Consider the following 25,416-nt stretch of genomic DNA (forward strand, 5'->3'; position numbering starts at 1 on the left):
GCTATTTGTTAACATGGCAATTCCTTTTTTTTTCATTTTACTTGACTTTTTACGTCAAGCTATTTCAGAATATGACAAAATGTCACAATTAATGGCCTTTACAGAACAGATGCAAAAATTTTTTAGGCGTGGGCGACTGAAAATTCATGGACTGATGTGTTACGGGATGCACAAACGACAAGCGTTTGGCATGAAGCCCCAGACGCCCCAAAGGATTGCCTTTGGCACCATATTTTTTATCGCCAACCACGCTGTGTCCTAAATCCTGCATGTGCACCCTGATTTGGTTTTTACGACCGGTATCCAGTTGCAGCTCCAGCATTGAAAAATCTTTCGACCGCCGGATGACTTTGTAATTGGTAACGGCTCGTTTTCCCTTCTCCGGATTCGTACCCGAATGAACCACCAACGACTTCGATTCAAACAAATACGACTCAACAACGCCTTCATCCTTAAGCACCACCCCCTCAGTGATGGCCACATAAATGCGATCGGTTACAACCTGCTTCCAGTCATCCTGAAACAGGTGTTGCACCTTTTCACTTTTAGCAAAAACCACCAGCCCCGAGGTCTCGCGATCGAGTCTGTGAACAATAAATATTTTTCCGCCCGGATGTGTCGATTTCATATAATGGCTCAGGCCATGATAAACCGTGTGTATCTTCTCATCGGCCGATGCCATGGTAAGAATCCCGGCGCGCTTATCCACCACAATGAGATAATCGTCCTCAAAAACAATGGAAAAATCATCGTGTTGCTTATCGGGTTTCGCTATGGCAACTTTACCGGCCCCTATATGAACTTCATCGCCGGCCTTTAACAAATGATTAAACTGACTAACCATGCTACCATTAACAAAAACCTTATGATGCGCCAGCCACCCTTTGGCACAACTACGACTGTTATTGGGAAACGATGCCAAAAGATATTTCAACAACTCAACAGACTCAGTTACTTTCAGACAAGAGGACTGCGATGTGGCCAATGAATTAGACGTCCCCTTCATAAAGACGCCGAAATAATTTCTTTAACCCGCCCCACGGCACCGTCTTGAAGCCGCACTTTAATACCATGCGGATGTGTTGACGAATTGGTCAGAATATCTTTTACCACGCCCTCGGTGAGAGCGCCTGTACGCTGATCTTTTTTTAAAACAATACGAACCCTTATCCCGGGTTTTATATGACTTCGATTGGTACCTTCCATTCTTAAAAAATAAAAACCTTGAAACTCTGACCCAAAAATCAGGTGAAAAAATAAACCATCATAAAATGGCAAATAGCTGCTGCCAAAACAAAAAAATGAAATATGGCATGATTATATGGTAGCTGTTTAAGCTGATACAATACAGCTCCAATAACATATATTACGCCACCCAAAGCCAGCAGCAGTAATCCAGGCAAAGCCATCAGATCTATCAACGATTTTATAGCCAACACAATAACACCTCCCATAACCACATAACTAATGGTTGATAGCAAGCTAAAGCGACCGGTAAAAAACAATTTCAAGACGATACCCACCAGTGCCATACTCCAAACAACAAAAAATACCGACCAACCCCACACCCCCGGAATAACAAGCAAAGTTATGGGCGTATAAGTTCCGGCAATTGATAAATAAATGGCCGAATGATCAAAAATATTTAAACGATGACGCCGTGTTTCATCCTTTGCTGCATGGTAAAAAGTGGATGCCGAAAAAACAGCGATCTGCGATAAACCATAAACAATATAAGCCACCCAATACAATATCTGATCCTGCTGAGCCGCCTTATTCAACAAAAAAAATAAAGCTACCACACTCAGCAATAAACCGACCGCATGGCTCCAAATATTCAGCGTCTCCTCTAAATGGGAATAATATTTTACACGGGATGTTGTATTCAAAGCAAGGCTGTATTAATAAGCCACAAATGTAATTCAAACAAAGCTTTTTATGACAAAAGAAGAATTATTTAACATTACTATCTTTCGTTCCTAATCGACCATTTCAATATGATAGTGCAAACTAAAAAGTCCAAGCTTCTGTGTTTGACAAAAAGCAACAATATTGTTTCCCAATCTCATCATAGACTTGTGGTTTGAAACAATTACCCCATATTCGCTGAGGACTCCATCCCCAAAAAAGGGAACAAGAAGTCTCTCAAATTTTATCTATTTTTACCTCACACAAGTAACACAAGAAAATGGATTATCGTGATCAGGTTTTTATGGCTGTAGCCGGGCACTTGAGTTTTTCAAAGGCTGCCGAAAGTCTGTTTATCAGTCAGCCCGCAGTTACCAAACACATCCGAGAGCTCGAACGTAAGCTGAACCTCCCCTTATTCGATCGAAAGGGCAACAAAATTTATCTTACACGAGCCGGACAACTTGTTTACAACCAGCTCAAGCAAATCAAACAAAAATACGATGACCTTAACTTTGAAATCGGCCGACTGACCGATAGTTACCAGGGTCAGTTACGTATAGGTGCCAGCTCAACCATAGCGCAATACCTCTTGCCACAACATCTGGGCACCTTTCACCTAAAATATCCACATATTGAACTGTTTCTGCTCAATGGCAATTCAGCAGAAATGGAACAGAAACTCATTAACAAAAAAATCGACTTAGCCCTGGTTGAAAATATCAGTTCCCATCCCGACATCAAATATACGCTGTTTAAAGAAGATGAAATTGTTCCCATAGTAGGACAAAACAGTGCCTTTTTTAAACGCAACGTCATAACACTAAACGACCTGCTACAACTACCATTGGTTGTGCGCGAAAAAGGATCGGGAACGCTCGAAGCCATTTTCAAAGCTCTTAGCCGAAAAAATATAAACCCCTCACAATTAAATATTTTTATGCATCTGGGAAGTACCGAAAGCATCAAAAACTTACTCTCCAATTTTGATGGCATCGGATTGGTCTCAAAAATCGCCATCCAAAAAGAACTACAATACAACCAACTAACTCAATTAAAGATAGAAGACCTGACCATCACCCGCTCATTTAGAACCGCTGTGCTGCACGGCTACGAAACGTCGATACCCGAGCTGTTTCTAAATCACTTAAACAATCTGAAATAAACCCGTCGCCTGCCAACGCAACGCACACGAACAACAACCCTGCCCCTTACCACCAAAAAATTGATTAGTACGGATTGAAAAGGAAGTCGTCACATAACCAAAAGTTATAAGACATAACTATTCAGTATTTTATACAGTTATATCTAAACACTATTTTTGCGCCATTCAATACTCATTAACTGACGCAAAAATGAACCAGACAACCACACGCATCATTTACAGCCTTTGCCTTATATTATGCTTAATGCCTATAACATCACCGGCACTGGCACTAACAGCCGGCATTTTACTATCGGCCTTTCGCATTAAGGATAAATTTTTCACCCGATTCAGAACCCAAATTCTTCAGTGGTCCATTGTAATGATGGGTTTTGGGATGAATTTATCGCAGGTACTAACCACCTCCAAAACCGGTGTCATGCTGACCGTTATTTCAGTTTTGGGAACATTAACAACCGGGTTCATTTTGGGTCGTATTTTTAAAGTAGAACGAAATACCTCATTACTTATTTCTTCGGGCACAGCCATTTGTGGAGGCAGTGCTATCGCAGCCGTTGCGCCGGTAATTGATGCCAAAGACCACGAAACCTCATTTTCGCTTATCGTGGTATTTGTGCTTAATGCCGTAGCCCTGTTTTTGTTTCCTGTGATAGGTCATTTCTTCAATCTCAGTCAGGAAACATTTGGATATTGGGCTGCCATAGCGATTCATGACACCAGCTCGGTGGTAGGCGCCGGCGCGGCTTACGGTGAAGTGGCGCTCCAAACAGCCACCATTGTTAAACTGACACGCGCCTTATGGATTATCCCGGTCTCGCTGGCCTTTGCTTTATTCAACCGGAAAAACGGTAAAAAAATAAAAATACCATGGTTCATCGTTCTGTTTGTGGTGGCAATACTGATCGCTCACTTTATTCCACAATTATCGGTCGGGTACCACTTTTTGAGTCTGGCAGGCAAACGTTGCCTGGTAGCCGCCATCTTTCTTATCGGCAGCAACTTGTCGCTTACCGACATAAAAAAAGCAGGTAAAGGCAGCTTTTTACAAGGTATTGCGCTATGGATTATTGTTTCTACCTCGTCATTAATATATCTGTCGTATCAATAATATAAAGTCAACTACTTCGTTATGCTTGTCATAAAAAAATAGGTGAATCTTTTTGGCTGTAGCCCTTTCAGGGCAATGAAACGCCTGGATATAATAGCACAGGGCAATGCTGTGCTTATGCTACAAGGCTTTCAGCCTTGATTAATAATCGATATAAAGTCCAATTTGCTGCGTTACGCTTGCTCTCAAAACAGCGATACGGGAGTAAACTCAAATAAAAAACTCACTCAATAGCCCTTTAAAAGACTTTGAATGAGTTCTTTTATTTAAAAAATCATTATTCGACACCCCAAAAGAGTCATCCCACTACAAAACTAAAAGCCAGAACGAACATTTATGGATGTAACAATTTGCGATTGAGTATAATCATCGTATTTGTTTCCAGGGGTATACACGCCATCAGTAACCAAGCCATCGACCTGTTCACCCGTGGCACTACCACCATAATAAATTGAGTAAGAAGTCCCTTTTACCAACAATGGAGAAGAATAAGTCACCAATTGATATCTTTTTGATGGCTCAAAAGTAACTACTTCATCACCACCGGCTGTCTCAAGATGAAACAAAGTCCCTGCTGACAGACTGCTATCAAATGCGATCGTCAACGAACACTGTGTTGAAGCAGAGCCAGGCGTTTGCGGCATATCAGCAATTCCGGCAGCGATCAATGTGCCCCCCGTAAGCTTAAAGTCGTCATTATAATCGAGAACGCCATTACCGCTCGAAGTGGGCCCATTAACAATAACCGTACCGCCGCTCATTTCTATGGTGCCATTGGCATCCAGTCCATCTCCTCCTGCATTAACCACCAGATAACCGCCTTTGATATACAAATAATAATCACCCGAAGAAGAAAAATTACCAGCACCAGGTCTTCCCTGCGAAGAGTTATCACTACCACCTGCGGCATTAACCCCATCATCGCTGGCAACCAGATGAACAGACCCGCTGTTGAACGTTATTACGGCACTTTCCAATCCCTCATAAGATTTTGTGATGATCATATCGCCACCATTAATACCCAGTGCCACATCGGCATGAACGCCGTCGTCGCCCGAGGCGATATCATAAGTTCCGCCATTTATGGCTACCGTTCCATTGCTGTGAATGGCATCATCAGCCGTCTGAATTGTAAAAATGCCGCCGTCAATTATTATACCGGTTCCACCCTTAATACCTTTCATTGAATTATCAGAATTATAACTGTAACTGCTTCCCCCTCCTGTTACAATATTAAAAGATCCATCCGCAACAATTACATCCGTTTCAGCCGCAAGCCCATCACCGCCCGCATTAATATTAAAATCTCCGGATTCTATTAAAATATAGCCACAGGCAGAGTCCGCGTCGTTATCAGATTTAAAACCATCGCCAGTACTGTTTACCACAATTGAGCTTTCTTTAACGATCAGATAATCCTTGCCACGAATACCATCATCTACAGCATTTACAGTAATTGTGGCCCCATTAATCACCAACCCATCCTTACAATTAATCGCATCATTATAATTACCGGTAACAGTCAGACTTCCGGAACCAGCCACCGACATATTCTCTTTACTGAAAAACGCAGCGTTAGGCTCGTCATCATCCGCTTCGAAGACATAAGAAGCACCATCGGTCAACTGATTATTGGTACCCTCGGCCAACATGAAAATGGCTTTTTTACAATCATCCACAAAAACAGCCGCACTATTGCTACAGGTAATATCAGTGCCATTCAAAATAATCCTGACCACATCGTCATCCCCGGCATCAATCACCAACTGACCGTTGGTCAGAGTTCCGGTAACGCGATAAACGCCTGCACTCTCAATAGTCACTATCGAACCGGAGACCGACACGCCAGCGCCATCCGCAAGAGCAGATGTACCCTCCAGAGCGATATCCACGATATCGGAATCGGTGTAAACATAATCACTCGCTTCCTCATGGCTTTCGCTATTACTTACCAGCGCGTCGTCGGCAGTATCTTCGCTGCCCTCTGGATCAACAGTGGTTTCAGTACCCGAAGTATCATCCTCGTAATTATCGCCATCGTCCGTACAGGCCCAAAAACCTGCCGAAATAAACAATCCGGCTACCAGCCAAAAATAAAGTGTTGCTTTCATATGTTTATAATTTATCTTTCAATGGTCATATGGAACTCTCAATGAATTTTAATCATTCGACTGTGTGTATTTTAGAATGCTAAAATTCATGTTCGTTTCATATGTTTATAATTTGTCTTTAAGTTGCCATATGGAACTCGCCAGGATAATCATACTCCTGTGTGTGAAACAATTCTCATGGCTCGTTTCATCTGTTTTAATAAATAGGTTCGTTGCGTACTAAAATTCAAATTTGAGGCTGGTCCCCAAAACCCAACCTGCTTCCGGCTCTTTTACATTAACGACCTTATCATATTGACAATAAAAATCTGCCGAAACCGTTTTACTGATTTCATAATCAGTACCAAAAGCCCAACGGAAATTATCGATCTCATTACCATCAGGATTGTTAAGCTGATAACGGAATTGGCCAGATATATAAGGCTTTATATGCAACAATTTTATCTTATAGCACACCTCCAACTTCGATCGCAAGGCATTTTTAGGATCGTACTTTTTATTATCATTATCTGCGTCGTAATAAGTTGATTGAAATTTTTCGCGTAATGACATGGACCAATTACCAAAAACCCGCTTATGTCTGACAAATAAGCTGTAACGATTTCGGTTAGCATACTCATCATCGTCGATATCATGATCGTGAATCCAAGTATATCCGACACCAAACTTCCATTTTTTATTAAAAGCATAATCGACATTCAACGAAGTTGAAAAACGGTCTGTCTCGTCTTCGTCCAATAAATAACGCCATTCAGGCTCCAGCTCCAGACTAATCTCCTTGGTCAATTCCTTTTCAATAGCGAAACCCGACCACCAGGCCGGATACCGATCCTGCCCCATGGTGGAAAACATTGGGACAAGCACCAAAAGTACCGTGATAAATAATCTCAAGTTAGAAATCATTATGTGGGCTCTTTAAAAAATTAATATCCGTACTGTTCACCTCTTTACTATTGTAGTACACTTTTATAACAGCCGTATCTTTTAAAAAATCAATTCCCCCAACTTCGGCTTTATTTATAGGAATACCGGTACGTTCGCGTAAATCATCTAACAATTCAGGATAGCGATCAGGCCTTACCAGATCAATTTTTTCATAAACAATTAGTTTACTGGTTACATGACGTAACACCTTACTGCTTTCCATTAACCATGTAACACCTATAAAAATAAAATTTGTGGCAAAAAGATCTGGATAGCTCACATGCTTTTCAAGCGCATTAATCACCGAAATACCTATTATCATAAACAGATACGTCATTTCACGTATAGGTAAAGTATCGGTTCGATAACGCAAAATACCAAAGATGGCAAACAAACCGAGGGCAAACCCAACCTGAATTTTCACATTATCGAGCATAAACAGCAGCATAAAAATGGTGGTACTGGTAATTATAAACGAAAAAAAATAGTCGCGTCGTTGCGACCGCGGGTAATACAAAAAACGAATAATACCGGCGGTCACCAACAGGTTAACTCCAAAACGAAACAACATCAACCCCACACTTCCGGTATCAAACGACCACATATCAATAGGTTCCTGTACTTTAGCCAAAAATAGATTCGTCATGTAACTGCTTTTTTAAAAATTGGACTTTAGATTTATAAATATTGTATTTCACATTCTCATACAGCTGACTTACGCCCAAGCAATATTTACTTAAACCGGTAGCTTTAACCCGATTTTCCAACAAAATGGAAGCTATGGGAGAATTAACATTTTTATCCTGCTTCAATTCAATGATTACTAGAGGGGACACCTTCAAATCTTTGAGACCATCAGGTCTGGAAAACGAAAGATTAAAATCAATGGTTAACCGTTCATCCATAGCACAACTCACCAGGGTAATTCTGAAAAACTGATTATTCAAAACGGGTTGTAGAGTACCGACGGGAAAATCAGGCATTTGCTGGTGCAAAAAACAAAAATCCGAAGCCTCAAGCGCCAACGCGATTTCTACCGGGATCCGTATTTTATTCGTTCTCCCCTTATTGGATTTTGATTTCACCTCCAAAAAATGCTGAAAGGTATCGACATAAGTCCGTACCCTCACTTTACAACGGTTAAGCTTTCCATTGATATGAGCATAATAAAGTCGAAAATCAGGGGTATCCCAGTAGGTTGTATGGTAATTAGCAATCCGTCGCTGCTGAATCTCCTGCACGAAATAAAACAGACTTGCCTGCTCAAGAATATCAGGCACTAAAAAAAATGGCACCACAAATTTGCTGTCTACACGGTTCATCAGCTTAACGGCGGCCACATCATCGAGACCTATCGGATTAAAATCCTGAAGCACCAAATCTAATTGGTCAGCCATTGCCTTTGGTCTTTTGCGTCCCTCCTCCTTTAACAACATCGTCTCAAGCGTCGAACTTTGATCATTTCTGACAAACATTCTTTCTATATTTTAGCGATTAATACCTGTGCGTTGCGACAAACACTCAGTGCTTGCAAAAAAATCCAACTGCTGCGTTATGCTTATTCTCAAAATAGTCGTTCACCATAGTAAACCCATATTTTTCGGACTTCACAAGCCTTGAATTTGAACTTTATATTTCAAACCCTTAGTTTATGGACAGACTCTACTTAACGACTTGCCGATATCGAAATTATCTAAAAAGAAAAGGTCTGCTCCAAAAAAAGGGTAAACAACCCGATTGACTTGGCGAACAGCCTCAGAGAATAATAATCAATAAGTTACCTTTGTATTATTATCGCATCAATAAGAAACCAATGAAACGTAACACCATTAATACCCTGTCGCACATCATGATATGGAGCACATTTTTTGTCCTCCTAATGTTATTTATGCCGTTTTATGATATGAAACCGTGGCTGTTTTTTGGGATGTTTGGTTTCCTGATGGGATACTATTACCTAAACAACCTGATTCTGGTACCCCGGTTTCTAGCTCAAAAATGTTTCTGGCAATTTTTTGGCATTACCTTCGTTATACTCTTGATTTATCTCTATTTTTCGGACTTAGGCGACTGGCTTCGTCCTCCTTTTGAAACCATAATGCCCGAAAGAATGCCGCTTCATCGCCCCGATTTTGGGCCCGATTCCAGAATGTTGCTTCCCAAAAGTGATGACATTCCGATGTTTAAACCGCTCCTGATACACATTCCATTTAACTCATTACTAACCTTTCTGCTGGTATTTATGGTAAGTACCGGTACTAAAATCATCGGCTCCTGGTTCGACACCGAACAACGCCGTAATCAAGCCGAACAGGAGAAATCACAGGCAGAACTCTCTGCTCTCAAAGCCCAGATAAACCCACATTTTCTATTCAACACCCTTAACAACCTGTATCACATGTCGATGCAAAAGTCGGAAGAGACACCCGACACGATACTTAAACTGGCCGATCTGATGCGTTTTGTACTCACAGAAACACAGTTAGACACCATTCCGCTCAACAAGGAGATTGATGTTATTAACCAATATATCCATCTTCAAAAAATCAGGCTAACCGAAAAAACGACCATTGATTTTCGAATTAAAGGCGATAGCAAACAACACAATATAGCGCCTCTACTGCTATTACCATTTGTCGAAAATGCTTTTAAATATGGTGTAAGCACCCACACAGCATCTACCATAAGCATCATTTTGACAATTGAAAACAATGGAATTATTTTTAATGTGAAAAACAAAAAGATGAATACTAACACGACAAACACAGGTACCGGCTTACAAAACGTAAAACGCAGGCTTCAACTCACCTACCCTAACCAGCACATACTTAAGACACGAATAACTCAGGACGACTACACTATTCATCTTACAATTAAGGAGCTATGATAAAATGTGTGATCGTTGACGATGAGCCTCGTGCCCTGGAAATTGTAAAAGACTTTGCCGGAAGAATCCCATTCCTGCAAGTTGAAGCCGCTTGCACCGATCCGGTAGAAGCGGCCTCTATCATCAAAAGCAAACAACCTCAATTGTTATTTCTAGATATTGAGATGCCGGATATTTCGGGAATACAGTTAGCTAGAACCGTTGGCAAGCCCCCTTATATTATATTTATTACAGCTTATGGTCAATATGCCGTCGAAGGCTTCAACCTCGATGCTATTGATTATCTTCTAAAGCCATATAGCTTCGACAGATTTCTTAAAGCCGTTAACAAAGCACGTGAAATAATTGAACGGGTATGGCAGACACCCCCTGCGCCCATACAAAACGACTTCATCATTGTTAAATCTGAATATCAGAATATCCTCGTAAACATTAATGATATTCTGTTTATTGAAGCGATGGACAATTATATAAAAATCCACACACCAAAAAAAACGATCACAACCCTGATGTCACTAAAAAATATTCAGGAAGCATTGCCCGAAAATATTTTCATCCGCATTCATAAATCATTCGTTGTAGCAACCAGCCAAATAACGGCATTCACCAAAAACCAGGTAACAATTAACAGCAAGACCCTGCCAGTGGGCAGGGCCTATGCCGAATGCTTTCTAAAATATATGCAAAACAAAAAATCCTAAATAGTGCTTACAAAAAATTTTAAGCGGCATTACGCCTGCTCTCAAAATGGTCATTTACGGGAGTAAACTCACATTTTGCGTACTTCGTAAGCCTTGAATCTGAACATTTATTATCAGACACGTAAGTTTTCTTGCTAATACTAAATATCGACTCCCAGCAGACTCCTTAACAAATAACCCACAAAGAAAGAAAATGCTGCTACGCCCAAACTAATCAACGTCATTTCCCAGAAACGATGTTTAAAATTGAGGTCTTTGGCAATTGCGAGATAATAATTAAAACAGAAAATAATAAGAACAGCGGTGAGCAAGACAATGGCCAATGCAATAAATTGGTTATCGAGAAGAAGAAATGGCAATATCAATAACGTCACGGTAATAAGGTACGAAATACCTGTGTAGATAGCCGATTTCCCCGCGGTTTCATCCCCCTCTGCTTTGGATGACAAAAATTCGGAAGCTGCCATAGATAGAGCCGCCGAAATACCGGTAACCAACCCAACCAAAGAAATAATCCGTGAATCGGCCAAAGCCAGGGTGAAACCGGCCAGAGCACCAGTCAGCTCAACCAGGGCATCGTTAAGACCCAACACAATGGACCCCACATATTGCAAATGGCTTTCTTCCAGCATATTCAAAACCGACTTTTCATGTTCGGCTTCCTCCTTGGCCAGCTGTTCTGCTTCGGGGTAATACTGCGACAGAATCTGATAATTGCCGGAACCTGTACCCTCTTTTTTCTCCATTAACTTTAACACAAAAGTTAACCCTAAAACACGAACCAAAAAAAGCGTGCGGAAGATACGCCATTTGTCGGGTTGAAGCTTAACGCCGGTTTTAGTTTCCCAAAAACGGGCATGCCCCAGTTCCTGGTCTCCAATACGATTCAAAACAGACTTATTAGTCTCATTTTTACTTCGTTTAGCCAGCGCCTTGTAAATATGATATTCAGTGATCTCAGTCTTCTGTGACTTAAGAGCATATTTTATAGCTTTCGGATCCATAAAGAATAATTTAAATGAGTAAATATAAAGGTTAAAATTACAGTTAATTTTAAGACGTTGTAACTCCAGACACCAGAATTTGTAAAGGAAACTATCAAATAGTATTTGTCTATAAAGTCAACAACTTCGTTATGCTTGTACTATAAACTGTCATTTACGAAAAGGAAACGCCTTGATTTTTATGCCTTCGCAAGCCTTGTATTTGAAGTTTATATTTCAAACACTTAGGTTTATGGACATGCGCTAAATATTTGACCTGCCTTTTCAAGGCGAAATTTATTATTCAATATGGGCTCCCAAGGCGTTGCCGTTGGGCTGAAGTAATTTGCACTTTCAGTGCGGAAAGCCACAAAAAGCATAATTTTACGGATGTAGAAAGTGATTGTCTAAAAACTCTTGGGCAAAAAAAATAACATTATTATAGACAAACACATTAGCCCTAAGGGAGAAAGTCAAACAGCTATACAAGCTATTTCAAGGCTATTTATGACATATGGGATTAGAATAAAATCATCGGGTAAACAGGCAAATAAAAAATCTGCTTGTCGGAATATTATATCGATTGCGAGGTAAAATATGGTTGCATTTATCTTTTGGCTGGTGCCCTTTCAGGGCGATAAAACAACGGATAATCACACCACAGGACGAGGTCCTGTGCTAATGACTACAAGGCTTTCAGCCTTGATTTGTGCTTGTCTATAAAGTCTACGACTGCGTTATACTTGTACTTAAAATAGGTATTTACAAGTGTATGCTCACATTTTTCGGACGGAGGGAGCCGTAAATTTGAAAGTTTACAACTCAAACACCTGACTTTATGGACAGGTACGACATCATCCACAAAATAAATATCCCGATTCATTGCGAAGCTATCATCTTTTATATAAATTACAATCATCTCAAAGATTACATTATAATCAATATGACAACTAACACGGACTTAGAACCAGACAACCGACAGATTGTCCACATGGATATGGACACTTTTTTCGTATCGGTAGAACGCCTTCAGAACAGCCGTCTGAACCACCGGCCCATCATCATAGGGGGCCTGTCTGATCGCGGTGTTGTAGCCGGATGCAGCTACGAAGCGCGCTCGTTTGGCGTTCACTCGGCCATGCCCATGCGTCTGGCACGACAGCTGTGTCCGGAAGCCGTTTTTATACGTGGCGACATGGATAGCTACAGCCGTTACTCAAACATGATAACCGACATCATCGCCGAAAAGGTGCCTGTATACGAAAAAGCATCTATTGATGAACATTACATTGACCTTACCGGGATGGATCGTTTTTTCGGCACGCTAAAATTCAGCCATGAATTACGGCAAACCATCATTCGCGAAACAGGGCTCCCCATCTCCTTTGGTTTGTCAGTGAACAAAACGGTGTCAAAAATAGCCACCGGAGAAGCCAAGAGCGGCACCTCCCGTGAACTGTTTGTGGCGCGCCACCAGGTACAACCCTTCCTCAACCCCCTATCCATCAAAAAAATCCCCATGCTGGGACCAAAAACCTTCAGGCTGCTACGTTCCATGGGCATCGAAAATATACAAACACTCGGGCAGGTTCCCCCCGATATGATGGAACGGGTACTGGGCAAAAACGGCATTGACTTATGGCAAAAAGCCCATGGCGTTGATCCCTCACCCGTGGAACGCTACTATGAGCGAAAATCTATCGGCTCAGAAGAAACCTTCGAAAAAGATACCACCGACCTTCGTTTTTTAAACGAATGGCTGGTTCGCATCACCGAGAAACTGGCCTTTGAGCTACGCGCTTCCAACAAACTAACAGCCTGTATCACGGTAAAAATAAGATATGCCGACTTTAACACGCACACCATTCAAAAACGCATTCCCTACACCTCCTTCGATCACATACTCATACGTGAAGCCAAGGAACTGTTGCTCCGCCTTTATACCCGGCGTGTGCTGGTGCGCCTCATCGGCGTCCGGCTCAGCCATTTAGTGTCGGGAACGCAACAGCTCAACCTGTTTGAAGACACTCCTGAGCAGGTACATCTCTATCAAGCCATGGACCGGATACGTAAAAAATTTGGCGTTGATGCTGTGGGACGGGCAGCAGGACGCTAAAGTTTGAGCTATAAAGTCCAACTCCGTCGTTATGCTGGCTCTCTAAACGGTCATTTACATTTGCTCATGGATGAACAAACCGTTATATTTGCTCATTCGTGTTACGAATTTACAAAAACGTATTATTATGAGCGTTGTTCGATTTGGGGTTTCACTTGAACAGGAACTGCTTGAAGCGCTGGATGACTTTGTTGTTAAGAACAAATTCACCAACCGCTCACAGGCCATTCGTCAGCTGATAGCCGACCATACTGCACGCACCAAATGGATGTGTAACAACCAGGTGGCAGGTTCCATCACTCTCATTTACAACTTTCACAAACGAAATATAACGGAACAGATATTTCAAATACAGCATGCCAACCAGTCCTTGATTTTGGGGTCTCAGCATTTTAATCTCGGTAATGATAATTGCATGCAAATGATAGCTATAAAAGGCGAAGCCTGCCAACTCACCAATCTGTCCGATCAACTCATTGCGATAAAAGGCATTCATCACGGCAAGCTCACCATGAGTCGCACCGAACAAATACACAACTCAGAAAAATAATGACAGCTATCCACCCAATAGCAATGAAGCTACGTCAACGCACTTCCTTAACAGGTTTCATAAAAAGTATCGGAATCATCTTCTTTATGCTGTTGTTGAGTTGTAAAACCGGTTCCCCCTCCCCGTCCACCCAAAACATCACCATTGACGATCTGCTTGGGCGGACGGTTTCGGTTCCGCAAAACATAAAAAGAATAGTGGGGCTAAATCCCGGGGCACTGCGTTTATTAGTTTATATGAATGCCGTTTCGCTGGTGTCGGGCGTTGAAGATGTAGAACAACGCTACGGTCGTCCCTACGCCATGGCGTATCCACAGCTGGCCGAAAAACCGGTCATAGGCCCCATGAAGGGCGGCGATGCCGAACTGTTGACGGTCAATCATCCGGATGTCATTTTCATCACTTACGCCACAGCAGGTCAAGCCGATGCGTTACAGCAAAAGACAGGCATCCCCGTCATCGTACTCAATCCAGGCAATTTATCGACGCAACGCCCCCTTTTCGATCAGTCATTGCGCCTTATCGGACAAGTACTTGACCGCACAACGCGAGCCAATTCACTTATCCGTTTTATAGACAGACAAACCAAAAGGCTAAAAAAGCTGGGAGCAACAGCCCCCTGTCAGCCCGCAGTTTATCTTGGAGGCGCCTCCTACAGCGGGGCGCGCGGTATCACCTCCACGGTTCCACAATTCGAAGCATTCTCATTTCTCAACGCCCACAATGTGGCCAACGGCATAGCATTACCGCCGGCTTCGGGCAGCATACGGGGATACACCATCGATGCAGAACAACTTATCAACTGGAACCCCGACCATCTGTTTATCGATGCCGCCGGATTAGCCCTCGTAGCCCCGCAAATAGCCCCCGGCACGCCACTTCATGACACCCTTGATGCCATTCAAAACAATAATGTACATACCCTCATGCCCTATAATTGGTACGGCACCAACTACGAATCGGTGTTAGCCAACGGCTGGTTTGTGGCGTCGGTGCTATATCCCGGTATGAATATCGATTTTGAGGCCGAAAGCCGTGCTGTTTACAAGCAGTTTTTAGGCGTTGATATTTTTGATAAGATGACAGCAACGTACCAGGGCTGGCTAAAACATGCGTTTCATGATTGAACAACAACTAACACAACAGCGCCTCAAACGCAACCTGCTACTAACAGGCTCATTAATCGTTCTGCTACTGCTAACACTTGTTGGTTTATCGGTTGGCAGCTCCAACCTGCCCATGGGCGAAATCCCGGCTATGCTTTTAGGTCATACCAATCATACCGCCGCACAGGTATTGTTTCATATCCGTATACCACGGGTATTAGCCGCCATCCTGTCGGGCGTTGCGTTGGCCATCTCCGGCTCCGTTATTCAAACCGTTATACGTAACCCCCTGGGCTCGCCCTACACATTGGGTTTAAGTGCCGCCTCGATGTTTGGCGCGGCCCTGGTCATTGTTGTATCCGGTTATTTGATGCCCCTGTCAGGCACCAGTCCATATCTCATCACCATCTCAGCCTTTCTCATGGGTTTGCTGTGCGCTTTATTTATTACCGCCCTGGCACGCTGGCGGGGGGCATCGCCCGAAACACTTATCATAGCAGGTATTATCCTGTCATCGTTATTTAATTCGGGCACTTCGTTGCTTCAATACTTTTCCAATGACACCGAACTGACCGCCATCGTTTCATGGATGTTTGGGGATCTGGGAAAAGCCGATGGCAATAATGTCAAACTGTTACTGATAGTGGTGATACCATCAATGGTCTATTTTATCTACAATGGTTTTTCACTCGCCGCCCTCAATGCCGGCGATGAAGTGGCGCAAAGCCTGGGGGTTAAAGTTAACCGGTTACGTATTATCAACATCCTGGTGGCCTCGCTTTGCACTGCGGTTACGGTGGCTTTTTTCGGCATCATCGCGTTTGTAGGACTCATCATACCCCATATAACGAGGCGTCTGATAGGTTCCAACGAGCCGACCGTCATTATCGGCTCAGCCATCCTTGGGGCGATATTTCTGTTACTAAGCGATATTATAGCCCGCACCGTAGCGGCACCCATTGTTATACCAGTGGGCATTATCACTTCATTTGTCGGCGCCCCATTCTTTCTGTATCTGCTCATCATCCACATCAACCATAAAAGGAACAAACAATGACGTCGTCCGACCTGCTATTTAAGGATCTGAGCTTTTCGTACCGCCAGAAGCACGTGCTAAAAAATATCTCCGGACAATTTTTATCCGGCGGTTTTTACGCCCTCATAGGTCCCAATGGAAGCGGTAAAAGCACCCTGCTAAAGACGCTTAACGGAATTTTAGCACCTCAGTCGGGTCACATCTTCATTAATGATAAAGAACTGACTGACATACCCCTCAGGGAAATGGCACGGACCATAAGCTATGTGGCTCAATCGTCACAATCAATCTATCCGGGAACGGTTTACGACACGGTGATGCTGGGACGCCGGCCGCATGTAAGCTGGCATCCCTCAGCCGCCGACCGCGATGTGGTATTTCAAACAATGAGACAGCTTAAAATAGATCATCTGGCATTCAGGAATATCAATGAGTTGAGTGGCGGAGAGCAACAACGGGTTCAAATAGCACGTTCGTTAGCCCAGCAGCCACGCATCATGCTTCTTGATGAACCCACGTCGAGCCTCGACCTTAAACATCAGATAGAGGTCATGGAAACACTCTCTGACATCTCAAAAAGTAACATCACCATTATTGTGGCCATTCACGATTTGAACCTGGCACTCAGATATGCCAACCAGTTCATTCTCCTGAAAAACGGTCATATTATCAGGCAAGGCGGCAAAAATATTATGACGCGCGAAAACCTTCAAAAACTATACGACACAGACGTCACCATGGTCCAACACAACGGACAATCTTATGTATTACCATTAACAAGCAACTATGAAAATTGAATTCACACCCATCGGCATTGTTAAAAATGAAATAACACAACCCAGGGAAGGCTTCACCAGGAAGCATCTGACCAGCGAAATAGAAGTATATCCGTCATTTGCCGAAGGGCTGTTGCGGTTAGAGGAACACACGGCTATCGACATCCTGTTTCATTTCAGCCAATCGAAAGGATACAAACTGGTAACCCCGATTTACACGGGAGAAATAAAAGGGGTATTCGCCTCCCGCAGTCCCCACCGGCCCAATGGCATTGGTGTGACCACCGTCAAACTGATGGCCATCAACAACAACCGACTCACCGTTTCGGGGCTGGATGCCATGAATGGCACGCCTGTTTTGGATATTAAACCCAGCGATAACACTTTTTTTGAGACGAACACGCAAAGTGCCGGAATCACGCAACAACGTCTTAAAAGCAATCCCCGGTCGATACTCATCAGACACATCAAAAGCGAAGATACAGAACAACTGCTGATGGATGCGGCCCGGATGCATGGCCATTTTTGTCCGGGGTTGGCAATGGGTGTGATGGCCGCCACCCGTGCGGTCAACGAACTAAACAACAGTTCCGACGGTCTGGAAGATGTGCTGGCCATTACTGAAACCAACAGCTGCTTTGCCGACGGCATTCAATATGTAACAGGCTGCACATTTGGTAACAATGCTCTTATATACCGCGATTTAGGCAAAACAGCTTTCACCCTGGCTTCACGAAATGGTAAAGGCATTCGCATCAGCGTAAAAAATGATTTCAGACAAGTGCTTGAAAAAGTTAATCCCGACTACCAGAGGTTGTTTGAGGCCGTCATTGTTAAACAAAATCACGATGAAAAACTGAAGCAGCAATTTAAAGAAGCGTCCAGACAACGGTCGTTCAGCACGCTTGAGTTACCGTTTGACGACCTGTTTAAAATAGAACATAAAACGGTGGAAATACCACCCCTTGCCCCCATTCACGAAAGCGTGACCTGCCAAAAATGTGGCGAGAGCGTGATCAGCACCAGAAGCGTAACAATAGAAGGCCAAACATTATGCCTGGACTGCGCCCACCAAAAAACGGGGACTCTCAGCGGGCACGGGATTGGTTGATAAATTGGGGCTTTATTGTTGAATCCACTCCGATAACCTATTCTGGCGTATTATTAACTAAAATAATAACTGAATATCAGCACCTTAAAAAATTAAAATTCAACAGAATGGACTTCTCGGAGTGGACCCATAATTAAGAATTCCGACTCTATGGACAGGCACTATTTAGATTTAAGTGAGTTATTCCACACAACGGTTGAGGGTAACAAACGTTTGGGAATGCGGCCTACTTTCCTAACCCCACGAGCACCAATAATCCCAACCATTCGGCTATCCCATGAGACATTTTCGTATAAATAACGTTTAAAATCTGTTGTCGTATTATGTAAAAGCGTCTCAAATTTCTGATATAGTGTTCTCATAATTTAGGTATACTATTTTTCACAAAAGGACAAAATGCACAACAAAATCAACAATTTATTTATTTAATGTTCAATCTGATATGCAATCCGCTTCTTTTCACTTGGCGGTAACGCCCCCATAACGCCAAAATCGTTTAAACCACTAAAAAAATATTGTATTTATCTTGTCTTTTGCCGGTAATTTCCGGAAAAACAAACCCTGAATTTACTAATTCGCTGCTATTTACCAACTAAGTTGAACAAAAACAGCCCCCATACTAAGATGAGAGCCATGGTGTATTGAGAACAAATCTTCAAAAATAAACCTTCTCCGCTTGGGGAGAAGACTTAGTCCTTAGGGAAGAATCATACTGCCATCGGGGAGGATCGTGCGCCCCGAGTGTCACCAAGAGGTCGCCGTTGCACATTTTTGCCCAATTTCAGCATTTTGAAACGGAAATACTCCGTTTTATCCAAAAAGACTACCACCACTCAAAGAGGGATCGTTTCTGCGTCGATTCTGGCTGCATGTCATTCCGGATGGGTACGTACGCATTCGTCGATTCGGTATTTATCACCATTCCACAAAACGCCACCTGAATTTGCAATTTGTGCCGGATGAAAAACCCTGCATTGACCAGTTGATGGCACCCCAAAAGGAAGAAACAGCTTCATAACGCATTTTAAAATTAACCAGGATTGACGTGACCAAATTCCCTCATTGCAAAAAGGGACGTCTGATTGTCATAAGAACTATGCCCAGAATTCGGTCACCCGCAGGACATCTGCCTTCTATGCTTTTTGCCAAGTTGCTGTAACCAACAAAACACCTCCCTTAAAAACTTCATGAACATGGGGTTAGGGGTTAGGTATTGCATTGTCAAAAGGGGGTCGGTTTTAAGCCAAAAAGAGGCTGGTTTTAACTTTTGAGTTACAAAGTGCTCTCTTTTTTTAGACATAAATAGTTTAAAGCAACACAATTAAAGCATGGGCATTCTTCCCAAAAACATAAAAAACGGCAGTAAGTGCATAATATTCAGTTGTAGTTCTACCGGGAGGTGGTTCAACCTGAAGTAATCGCGGGGTCGTGCCGAGCGCTCATAGTTCTATATATTGTGTGCTGGTTTTTTTACTCTAAATCTTGGTTTAATTTCAAAAATATCAATGTCGGCTAGTTTTAATACTTTATCAATCAAATCCGTTGAACCTCCTATAAAGGTCAGTGGTAAATCATAATCCGAAACAATATACCACTCTTTTGAGTCTGGAAAAATTGCAGTTGGGCTATCTCTTAGTTCTTCATTCTTATATAATGAATCAAGTTGAGATAATTTATCTTGAAGTAGTCTTTCTTTTTCCCAATCCTTTGTTTTAAGCATGCAGTAAAAAAAGTTCACATCAATATCACCGCTTATCTCAATGATGGTATCGCAAATCCTTTTTAAATCTCCAAATTCACAATCCCCCTCTCCAGGTGCCCAGAGATAATCGGGCCAATCAGATTTAAGTAATTTTTTCTCAAGTTGTTGTTTAGATTTATATGCAGTATCAAACTGGAATTCAATATCAAATTTGTTGAAAAAGTCACTCCATGTCAAAGGTTCATAGTCCAAATCTTTCAAGTCATCTTCTTTTAACTTAATTCCAGATTCAATTTCTCTCTTTGCTTTATAATTAATCCAAAACGGATGTAAAATCACCGCATATTTTTCATAAATCAACGGGCAACATGCTGTTAAGAAATACCAAAAAGCATTGTCATCATTTAATTCAGCATCCACATCAATATATGATAATACTGAAGCTTTTGATTCAATCCAATCTGGCAATATTTTATCCATTTTATTCATATCGATGTCGCTCGGTTACACTTGCACACAACGTTTGACAAGTCGAGTAGGAAGGAGGAATTTCACCTCCCCCCTCTCACAGAACCGTACGTGACAGTCTCCCGTCATACGGCTCTTCTAATGTAGCAAAATTTGGAAACTCATCCCCTTTCAGGTTGGTAATTCATTTAGCTACAATAGCTAACCCCTTTGCTCCACTCCCATTACAGAAGCTTCATCACTACTACGAGTTAGTCCGCCACCTTATGGCACATTGGTAATAGTCTTGCAGTTGTTCTGCTTGGTGTTTCCCTGAATCATTACCATAAGGCTTCCTGCGTTCCATAAATGAGCCCAGATAAAAGTCATGCCTGCTCTACAACGGTTGCCGCATAACCAGTATAACAGGTCGTCCGTTATGCTTATCCCTGAGACCTCGACATTTCTCGGTTTTGACAACAAATATTACCTTCTCGATGCGTCATCGCAAGGTTCGCTTTCGCTCATCTCTTTTATCCATACTTGACAGATCTTTGCCTGCCTTTTCTTTTCTCGCTTCACACCAGCAAATCACTTCGCTCGCATCAGAAAAGCAGTTTAGAACCGGTTCCTATAAAACAGATTCTGGAGGGTCGGTTCCACCATCTCATCTAAAGTTGCGTAGGGACGTTTCCCCACTCACAGCACACGTCGAGTAGGTAAGGGGAATTTCACCCCGAACCTCTCACGGAACCGTGCTTGATAGTCTCCCATCACACGGCTCTTGTTATACAAATCATCGCTAATTTATCAAGAATAACCAAGTTGCCAATGATAGAATAGATAGGGATATTGTTTCCTTACCCGATCCAACCATTTAAATGCTCGATTTAGACTTGTTTTATAACGCTTATACCGTTTCCGAGCCCACCGAATTAAACGATTTCGTAACAACCGAAAAACTTTTGACAGCTCATAACCCCTGAATCTACCGTAATAGTTTATCCAACCCCGAATCATAGGGTTCAAGTATTGGGCTATTCCAACTACGCTTTTAAAACTCAGTGTCTCTATCTTTAGTTTTTCTAAACTATCGGCTAATCGTTTTCGTGAACTTATACTTATTGCACAATCATAGCCCAGAAACAGCTTGCCTGTTTTCTTTGATTTGGCTGTGCGTGGTTGAAAGGAATAACCCAAAAAATCAAATTTAACTGTCGGGTATTTTCCTGTCCTGCGATAATCTCTGCAGTACACCAGTTTCGTCTTATCGGGGTGGAGTTCCAACCCACAAGATTTTATTCTGGCATCGACCAATTTAAGCACGTGTTCGGCGTGAGCCTTGCTTTTACAGTGAAGTATTGCATCGTCGGCATATCTTGCAAAACTTACTGTTGAATCGGTTAACTCTAACCATTTATCAAAGACATAATGTAGAAACAAATTTGCAAGTAGCGGACTAATCACCCCTCCCTGCGGTGTTCCTTTTCCATCCTTTTCTAATAGGTTCCCCGATTTTGTTAGCACTGGAGTTTCAAGCCATCGTTTAACGTAAAGTCGCACCCAGTTTTCAGGTACATGTTTCTCTACAGCAAGCATCAGTTTGTTGTGATCGATGTTATCAAAGAAACCTTTAATGTCCAGATCAATTACCCAGTCATATTTCCAGCAGTTTAACCGAACAGACTCTAATGCCTTATGGGCATTCTTGTTCGGACGATAAGCATAAGAATTAGAACTAAATATCTCTTCTAAACGTGGTTCTATGTAATCTTTGACCACCATTTGACCAACCCTGTCGCTGATTGTGGGGATACCTAATTTACGAATACCTCCGTCTTTCTTGGATACCTCAACTTCTTTGACTGGTGGTGGAAAGTAACTCCCTGATGCCATACGATTCCAAAGTTTGTACAAGTGCTTCGACCGACTGGCATCATATTCTGTCATGTCGATCTCGTCGCTTCCTGCACCACCTTTGTTGGCTTTTACTTTCTTATAAGCGGCCCAGACCATGGACCGACTTATCGGTATCGATTTTGTCTCATTCCATAAATTCATCCTCTTACGAGTTGTTAAATGTTAATCGACTGTATAACCTGATCCCTTCGCTCCCCTTCCATTACAGTTGGATCATCACTACTACGAATCAGTCCGTCCCTGAATAACTCTTCGGTATTCTGCCTCCAGGTTGATCCTGTCGTACGTTTCCCTTAACATTGTTATACAGGTTCCCGAGTTCCATAATTGAGCCCAGATAAAGTTCATGCCGCCTGAATGACGCCTACCGTACAGCCAATAAACAGGTTTCCGCTGTACTTATCACTGCATTTCATACTCTACAGCTTTTGATAGAATGTGGCAACTTCTCGACACCTCTTCAGCGGTTACGGTTAGTTCATCTCCCTTATCCATACCTAACCACACTCATAGTGCAGCATTTCCCAAACGCTCAGCACCTTGACTCTTTACCAAAGCACCTTTGGGCGGTTTGAGACCCCCTCCTGCAAGACGACCCCAGTGGTTCAACCTTACAACTGGTTTCCACCATCTCAATTACAGCATGCAGTGAATAATATTTATTGCCGTTCACTGCTTCTCGGCACACTATGAAACGGTTGGGTTTTCGGGCTGCGTTTGTATCCACCGAGGAAAAAGTTGATGCGAGAACCAACCCTCGCAAACCACTGAACCCCAACTGTTTTATATTGTGTGTTATGGGCTGGCATTTATTGTAAATCAATGTGTATTGGTATTGTAAATCTAATATTTACAGGTTCATTATTCATAAATCCATTCGTAAACTTATCTAAATTATTCAATGCAATCAATATCGCTTTTTGTACAAATCCATTATCACAAGACCTGAGAAATTTTATATCTCGCATTTCACCATGCTTATCAATCACAAAGGAAACAATCCGCATACAATTTATTCTGCTTTCAATTATTGGCATCTCAACCCATAAATTCAAAATCAAATCTTGATGGATAAAACGGAGCATTTCCACCCAAAAAACGGTTTACCCAAGGTCAAAAAAGCGTCAAAAAAACGGAGCATAGGCCCCCATTTTAAGATTGTAAAGACCTGGAATAAAATCCGAAACGGAGTATGTCCCCCCAGTGAGATCCCTCTAACAAAACGGAGCATTGCCGTTCACTTTTTTGCTGGTATTTTCCTATACACAAAACGTATAGAAAAATCATAAAGTCATGGCAGGAAAAATTAAAGACATGAGTAACGTAAAACAAATGCTCCGGCTACATCAAAATGGCGTATCTAACCGCCAAATAGCCAAAGAACTATCGGTCGATAAAGAAACTGTAAATCGTTACGTAAAACGAGCCAGACGCGACCCTTTATCTCTAAACGAATTACTTAAACTGGATGACCCCGTCTTGCAACACCGAATGACCGGTGGAAATCCCGCTTATCCGGATAATCGCTTCGAAGTGCTAAAAGGTAAGCTTTCATACTTCGAAAAGGAGCTGGAAAGGAAACATGTAACCCTGAAAACTCTTTGGGAGGAATATATTGCAGAGGAACCCGATGGATATAGTTTAACACAGTTTCGATATCATTTCAGGCAACATACCAAAGCCAGGCGAAAAATCCCTTCTTCAATTTTAAAAGATTTATATGTACCGGGCGAAAAGCTTTTTATAGATTTTGCCGGGGACACCATGGAATATATTGAAATTGAAACCGGCGAGATTGTTAAGGTGCAGGTGTTTGTGGCTTGTATGCCTGCAACAGATTATGGCTTTGCCATGGCTGTACGCTCCCAAAAGAGCGAAGATTTTATCTACGCACTTACGTCTTGTTTTCAGGCACTGGGTGGCGTTCCTAAGATTATTGTAAGTGACAATCTAAAATCAGCCGTCATTAAAACCGATCCTTATGAGCCCCAAATAAATCGCATAATGGAAGATATGGCCAATCATTACGGGTGCGTGGTAATCCCTGCCCGTCCCAGGCGGCCAAAGGATAAAGGATTGGTAGAAAATCATGTAAAAATTGTTTATAACCGGGTTTATGCCCAATTGCGCAACAGAAAATTCTTTTCCATAGAAGAACTTAATCGTGCCATTGCAGAAAAAATGCTGGCTCATAATCGCAAACGCATGCAACAACATTCTTACACGCGGGAAGAGCACTTTTTAGCTACGGAAAAGGATCAACTACAGCCACTTACGACAGAGAGGTTTGAAGTACGTCATTATACAAATTTAAAAGTAGGGCTTAATGGTTGTATCTACTTAGGACGCGATAAGCATTACTATTCGGTGCCTTATGTTCACATAGGGGAGCAAGCGCATGTTATTTACACCCGCAATATTGTAAAAATATATATCAAAGGTGAGTGTGTTGCGAAACATCTCAGAGGCTATAAACAAGGAGCATATACCCTTGAAAAAAGTCATCTGGCATCTAATACCCAGGCCTACCGGGAACGGTCACCCCAGTATTACATCAACCGCGGACGTGCTGTACTTGCTGAACTGGGACAGGTTATTGAATATATGTTCGCAACGGCCAAAGTCCCGGCTGAAACATTTTATCGAGGCTGTGACGGGCTACTAAAACTTCAACGCGTTACGGATCCAGCCCTGTTTAAAAAAGCCTGTGAAACGGCTCTTTTGTACCAAAGGTATCGCTATGGCTTTATTGAACGCTTGATAAAATCCAAATGCAGAGGCATTCATGAAATTAATGAAGAACAAATACCACAAACGTTTCCTTCCCATAAAAATATCAGGGGAAAAAGATCTTTTAAGTAAACC

General features: G+C 42.3%; 22 protein-coding genes and 1 pseudogene. 12 read left to right on the forward strand and 11 right to left on the reverse strand.

Going from position 1 to position 25,416, the window contains the following annotated elements; all coding sequences use genetic code 11:
- Positions 1–88: 88 nt before the first annotated feature.
- From ACT3CD_RS14660 to trhA, 3 genes are read right to left on the reverse strand one after another with little or no spacing between them, the layout of a single operon-like run.
- Positions 89–1,006, reverse strand: coding sequence for an RluA family pseudouridine synthase (locus ACT3CD_RS14660; protein WP_444646401.1), 918 nt, complete (start codon positions 1,004–1,006; stop codon positions 89–91).
- On the reverse strand, positions 1,003–1,206 hold the full coding sequence (locus ACT3CD_RS14665) for a YwbE family protein (protein ID WP_444646402.1): 204 nt from the start codon (positions 1,204–1,206) through the stop codon (positions 1,003–1,005). The genes ACT3CD_RS14660 and ACT3CD_RS14665 overlap by 4 nt, the downstream gene beginning before the upstream one ends.
- A gap of 38 nt (positions 1,207–1,244) precedes the next feature.
- Complete coding sequence (gene trhA / locus ACT3CD_RS14670; protein ID WP_444646403.1) at positions 1,245–1,889, reverse strand: PAQR family membrane homeostasis protein TrhA; 645 nt, start codon at positions 1,887–1,889, stop codon at positions 1,245–1,247.
- A gap of 299 nt (positions 1,890–2,188) precedes the next feature.
- On the opposite strand from trhA, the gene ACT3CD_RS14675 reads away from it, so the two are divergent.
- Together ACT3CD_RS14675 and ACT3CD_RS14680 are read left to right on the forward strand one after the other, a co-directional pair.
- Complete coding sequence (locus tag ACT3CD_RS14675; protein ID WP_444646404.1) at positions 2,189–3,073, forward strand: LysR substrate-binding domain-containing protein; 885 nt, start codon at positions 2,189–2,191, stop codon at positions 3,071–3,073.
- Positions 3,074–3,263: 190 nt separating this feature from the next.
- Positions 3,264–4,181, forward strand: coding sequence for a YeiH family protein (locus ACT3CD_RS14680; RefSeq protein ID WP_444646405.1), 918 nt, complete (start codon positions 3,264–3,266; stop codon positions 4,179–4,181).
- Positions 4,182–4,495: 314 nt separating this feature from the next.
- On the opposite strand, the gene ACT3CD_RS14685 is transcribed toward ACT3CD_RS14680, so the two are convergent.
- The 4 genes from ACT3CD_RS14685 to ACT3CD_RS14700 all read right to left on the reverse strand — a co-directional run bounded on the left by ACT3CD_RS14685 (position 4,496) and on the right by ACT3CD_RS14700 (position 8,691).
- Positions 4,496–6,292 carry a carbohydrate-binding domain-containing protein gene (locus ACT3CD_RS14685; protein ID WP_444646406.1) on the reverse strand — a complete coding sequence of 599 codons (1,797 nt, stop codon included), beginning with the start codon at positions 6,290–6,292 and terminating at the stop codon, positions 4,496–4,498.
- Between the two features lie 219 nt (positions 6,293–6,511).
- Entirely contained in the window at positions 6,512–7,195 is a 684-nt protein-coding gene (locus tag ACT3CD_RS14690) for a DUF2490 domain-containing protein (protein WP_444646407.1), read from the reverse strand.
- Complete coding sequence (locus ACT3CD_RS14695) at positions 7,185–7,862, reverse strand: DUF4956 domain-containing protein (protein ID WP_444646408.1); 678 nt, start codon at positions 7,860–7,862, stop codon at positions 7,185–7,187. The genes ACT3CD_RS14690 and ACT3CD_RS14695 overlap by 11 nt, the downstream gene beginning before the upstream one ends.
- Positions 7,840–8,691: a polyphosphate polymerase domain-containing protein gene (locus ACT3CD_RS14700; protein ID WP_444646409.1), complete on the reverse strand. Its 852-nt coding sequence runs from the start codon at positions 8,689–8,691 to the stop codon at positions 7,840–7,842. The genes ACT3CD_RS14695 and ACT3CD_RS14700 overlap by 23 nt, the downstream gene beginning before the upstream one ends.
- A 338-nt stretch (positions 8,692–9,029) precedes the next feature.
- Between ACT3CD_RS14700 and ACT3CD_RS14705 the strand changes: the two genes are divergently transcribed.
- The gene (locus ACT3CD_RS14705) at positions 9,030–10,103 is read left to right on the forward strand and encodes a sensor histidine kinase (RefSeq protein WP_444646410.1); all 1,074 of its coding nucleotides are present in this window, start codon (positions 9,030–9,032) and stop codon (positions 10,101–10,103) included.
- On the forward strand, positions 10,100–10,804 hold the full coding sequence (locus tag ACT3CD_RS14710) for a LytR/AlgR family response regulator transcription factor (RefSeq protein ID WP_444646411.1): 705 nt from the start codon (positions 10,100–10,102) through the stop codon (positions 10,802–10,804). Before ACT3CD_RS14705 ends, ACT3CD_RS14710 begins: the two co-directional genes overlap by 4 nt.
- 140 nt (positions 10,805–10,944) lie before the next feature.
- Here the strand turns inward: ACT3CD_RS14710 and ACT3CD_RS14715 are convergent, their stop codons facing one another.
- The gene (locus ACT3CD_RS14715; protein WP_444646412.1) at positions 10,945–11,808 is read right to left on the reverse strand and encodes a VIT1/CCC1 transporter family protein; all 864 of its coding nucleotides are present in this window, start codon (positions 11,806–11,808) and stop codon (positions 10,945–10,947) included.
- A gap of 817 nt (positions 11,809–12,625) precedes the next feature.
- Between ACT3CD_RS14715 and dinB the strand changes: the two genes are divergently transcribed.
- The 6 genes from dinB to ACT3CD_RS14745 all read left to right on the forward strand — a co-directional run bounded on the left by dinB (position 12,626) and on the right by ACT3CD_RS14745 (position 18,482).
- Positions 12,626–13,903, forward strand: a complete 1,278-nt coding sequence (gene dinB, locus ACT3CD_RS14720; RefSeq protein WP_444646413.1) for a DNA polymerase IV — start codon at positions 12,626–12,628, stop codon at positions 13,901–13,903.
- A gap of 127 nt (positions 13,904–14,030) precedes the next feature.
- Complete coding sequence (gene nikR, locus ACT3CD_RS14725; RefSeq protein ID WP_444646414.1) at positions 14,031–14,453, forward strand: nickel-responsive transcriptional regulator NikR; 423 nt, start codon at positions 14,031–14,033, stop codon at positions 14,451–14,453.
- Positions 14,453–15,580, forward strand: a complete 1,128-nt coding sequence (locus tag ACT3CD_RS14730) for an ABC transporter substrate-binding protein (protein ID WP_444646415.1) — start codon at positions 14,453–14,455, stop codon at positions 15,578–15,580. The genes nikR and ACT3CD_RS14730 overlap by 1 nt, the downstream gene beginning before the upstream one ends.
- Positions 15,573–16,616, forward strand: a complete 1,044-nt coding sequence (locus ACT3CD_RS14735; protein WP_444646416.1) for a FecCD family ABC transporter permease — start codon at positions 15,573–15,575, stop codon at positions 16,614–16,616. The genes ACT3CD_RS14730 and ACT3CD_RS14735 overlap by 8 nt, the downstream gene beginning before the upstream one ends.
- Complete coding sequence (locus ACT3CD_RS14740) at positions 16,613–17,392, forward strand: ABC transporter ATP-binding protein (RefSeq protein ID WP_444646417.1); 780 nt, start codon at positions 16,613–16,615, stop codon at positions 17,390–17,392. Before ACT3CD_RS14735 ends, ACT3CD_RS14740 begins: the two co-directional genes overlap by 4 nt.
- Complete coding sequence (locus tag ACT3CD_RS14745; RefSeq protein WP_444646419.1) at positions 17,382–18,482, forward strand: TrmO family methyltransferase domain-containing protein; 1,101 nt, start codon at positions 17,382–17,384, stop codon at positions 18,480–18,482. Before ACT3CD_RS14740 ends, ACT3CD_RS14745 begins: the two co-directional genes overlap by 11 nt.
- Positions 18,483–18,643: 161 nt before the next feature.
- Here the strand turns inward: ACT3CD_RS14745 and ACT3CD_RS14750 are convergent, their stop codons facing one another.
- Complete coding sequence (locus tag ACT3CD_RS14750; RefSeq protein WP_444646420.1) at positions 18,644–18,844, reverse strand: hypothetical protein; 201 nt, start codon at positions 18,842–18,844, stop codon at positions 18,644–18,646.
- Positions 18,845–19,329: 485 nt separating this feature from the next.
- Here ACT3CD_RS14750 and ACT3CD_RS14755 point away from each other — a divergent pair.
- A pseudogene (locus tag ACT3CD_RS14755) lies at positions 19,330–19,641 on the forward strand (IS91 family transposase); the annotation flags it as partial.
- 288 nt (positions 19,642–19,929) lie between these two features.
- On the opposite strand, the gene ACT3CD_RS14760 reads toward ACT3CD_RS14755, so the two are convergent.
- Together ACT3CD_RS14760 and ltrA are read right to left on the reverse strand one after the other, a co-directional pair.
- Complete coding sequence (locus ACT3CD_RS14760; RefSeq protein ID WP_444646421.1) at positions 19,930–20,664, reverse strand: hypothetical protein; 735 nt, start codon at positions 20,662–20,664, stop codon at positions 19,930–19,932.
- A gap of 777 nt (positions 20,665–21,441) precedes the next feature.
- A complete protein-coding gene (ltrA, locus tag ACT3CD_RS14765) occupies positions 21,442–22,692 on the reverse strand; it encodes a group II intron reverse transcriptase/maturase (RefSeq protein ID WP_444646422.1) in 1,251 nt (416 codons plus the stop codon).
- A gap of 1,152 nt (positions 22,693–23,844) precedes the next feature.
- Here ltrA and istA point away from each other — a divergent pair.
- A complete protein-coding gene (istA, locus tag ACT3CD_RS14770; RefSeq protein WP_444646423.1) occupies positions 23,845–25,413 on the forward strand; it encodes an IS21 family transposase in 1,569 nt (522 codons plus the stop codon).
- Positions 25,414–25,416: the final 3 nt, after the last annotated feature.

It is taken from the genome of Geofilum sp. OHC36d9 (genome assembly GCF_052400685.1).
Lineage (GTDB): Bacteria > Bacteroidota > Bacteroidia > Bacteroidales > Marinilabiliaceae > CAZHHH01.

What these genes read in the sequence shown, in the direction of transcription:
- ACT3CD_RS14660 (WP_444646401.1), bottom strand. Translation starts at nt 1,006, where the DNA reads ATGAAGGGGACGTCTAATTCATTGGCCACATCGCAGTCCTCTTGTCTG.
- ACT3CD_RS14665 (WP_444646402.1), bottom strand. Translation starts at nt 1,206, where the DNA reads ATGGAAGGTACCAATCGAAGTCATATAAAACCCGGGATAAGGGTTCGT.
- ACT3CD_RS14675 (WP_444646404.1), top strand. Translation starts at nt 2,189, where the DNA reads ATGGATTATCGTGATCAGGTTTTTATGGCTGTAGCCGGGCACTTGAGT.
- ACT3CD_RS14680 (WP_444646405.1), top strand. Translation starts at nt 3,264, where the DNA reads ATGAACCAGACAACCACACGCATCATTTACAGCCTTTGCCTTATATTA.
- ACT3CD_RS14685 (WP_444646406.1), bottom strand. Translation starts at nt 6,292, where the DNA reads ATGAAAGCAACACTTTATTTTTGGCTGGTAGCCGGATTGTTTATTTCG.
- ACT3CD_RS14690 (WP_444646407.1), bottom strand. Translation starts at nt 7,195, where the DNA reads ATGATTTCTAACTTGAGATTATTTATCACGGTACTTTTGGTGCTTGTC.
- ACT3CD_RS14695 (WP_444646408.1), bottom strand. Translation starts at nt 7,862, where the DNA reads ATGACGAATCTATTTTTGGCTAAAGTACAGGAACCTATTGATATGTGG.
- ACT3CD_RS14700 (WP_444646409.1), bottom strand. Translation starts at nt 8,691, where the DNA reads ATGTTTGTCAGAAATGATCAAAGTTCGACGCTTGAGACGATGTTGTTA.
- ACT3CD_RS14705 (WP_444646410.1), top strand. Translation starts at nt 9,030, where the DNA reads ATGAAACGTAACACCATTAATACCCTGTCGCACATCATGATATGGAGC.
- ACT3CD_RS14710 (WP_444646411.1), top strand. Translation starts at nt 10,100, where the DNA reads ATGATAAAATGTGTGATCGTTGACGATGAGCCTCGTGCCCTGGAAATT.
- ACT3CD_RS14715 (WP_444646412.1), bottom strand. Translation starts at nt 11,808, where the DNA reads ATGGATCCGAAAGCTATAAAATATGCTCTTAAGTCACAGAAGACTGAG.
- dinB (WP_444646413.1), top strand. Translation starts at nt 12,626, where the DNA reads ATGGACAGGTACGACATCATCCACAAAATAAATATCCCGATTCATTGC.
- nikR (WP_444646414.1), top strand. Translation starts at nt 14,031, where the DNA reads ATGAGCGTTGTTCGATTTGGGGTTTCACTTGAACAGGAACTGCTTGAA.
- ACT3CD_RS14730 (WP_444646415.1), top strand. Translation starts at nt 14,453, where the DNA reads ATGACAGCTATCCACCCAATAGCAATGAAGCTACGTCAACGCACTTCC.
- ACT3CD_RS14735 (WP_444646416.1), top strand. Translation starts at nt 15,573, where the DNA reads ATGATTGAACAACAACTAACACAACAGCGCCTCAAACGCAACCTGCTA.
- ACT3CD_RS14740 (WP_444646417.1), top strand. Translation starts at nt 16,613, where the DNA reads ATGACGTCGTCCGACCTGCTATTTAAGGATCTGAGCTTTTCGTACCGC.
- ACT3CD_RS14745 (WP_444646419.1), top strand. Translation starts at nt 17,382, where the DNA reads ATGAAAATTGAATTCACACCCATCGGCATTGTTAAAAATGAAATAACA.
- ACT3CD_RS14750 (WP_444646420.1), bottom strand. Translation starts at nt 18,844, where the DNA reads ATGAGAACACTATATCAGAAATTTGAGACGCTTTTACATAATACGACA.
- ACT3CD_RS14760 (WP_444646421.1), bottom strand. Translation starts at nt 20,664, where the DNA reads ATGGATAAAATATTGCCAGATTGGATTGAATCAAAAGCTTCAGTATTA.
- ltrA (WP_444646422.1), bottom strand. Translation starts at nt 22,692, where the DNA reads ATGAATTTATGGAATGAGACAAAATCGATACCGATAAGTCGGTCCATG.
- istA (WP_444646423.1), top strand. Translation starts at nt 23,845, where the DNA reads ATGGCAGGAAAAATTAAAGACATGAGTAACGTAAAACAAATGCTCCGG.